Below are 735 nucleotides of genomic sequence, written 5' to 3'. Positions count from 1 at the left end.
TAGGGCGTGTTGATCTTTCGTGAGTGTTTTTTGAACAGCATGGTAAAGAGTTATAATTTGCTTCGCCAAAAGTAAAACCATAACCAATACCATGCCAAGAACAATGCTAACTGATATTCGCTGGGAACTGCTACTCCAAGTTATGAAAAGTACAGGTCGTATTTACGATAAAACTGAACATCGAATGACATTTGAAGGAATACTTTATCGAATGAGAACAGGTATTCCTTGGCGAGATCTACCCTCTGAGTTCGGAGAGTGGAGTACCGTTTACAGACGATTTAATCTTTGGTCAAAGAAAGGGATTTTAGATAATCTTTTCAAAAGTTTATCTAACATGGCTGATTTTGAATGGGTATTTCTTGATGGCTCTATAGTTAGAGCACATCAGCATAGTACAGGTGCAGCTACTGAAAGTTCAGAGCAAATAGGAAAAAGTCGCGGGGGCAACTCAACCAAAATTCACTTAGCCGTAGATAGTGGTGGCCTGCCGATTTGCTTTGATTTATCAGAGGGACAACGCCACGATATAGTGCATGCCGAAAGCTTAGTTGAGCAACTCGATGAAGTTAATACCATCGTTTGTGATAAAGGATATGACAGCGAACCTTTCCGTACTTTTGTTAAGGAACGTGGCGGAGAAACGGTAATTGCTAAACGCAATTACGGACAAGATATAGACAAAGACAGTATGGATTGGTGTTTATACAAGTATCGTCACTTGGTCGAAAATGC

At 40.1% G+C, this 735-nt stretch carries 1 protein-coding gene; it reads left to right on the top strand.

Going from position 1 to position 735, the window contains the following annotated elements; translation table 11 throughout:
• Positions 1-91: 91 nt before the first annotated feature.
• Positions 92-735: IS5 family transposase (locus AB4371_RS20780; protein ID WP_372150604.1), on the top strand; the 644-nt coding region annotated here is incomplete at its 3' end.

The organism is Vibrio sp. 10N.261.51.A3, assembly GCF_041471965.1.
In the GTDB taxonomy this organism is placed as follows: domain Bacteria; phylum Pseudomonadota; class Gammaproteobacteria; order Enterobacterales; family Vibrionaceae; genus Vibrio; species Vibrio crassostreae_C.
This window is presented reverse-complemented; position numbering and strand designations above follow the sequence as displayed.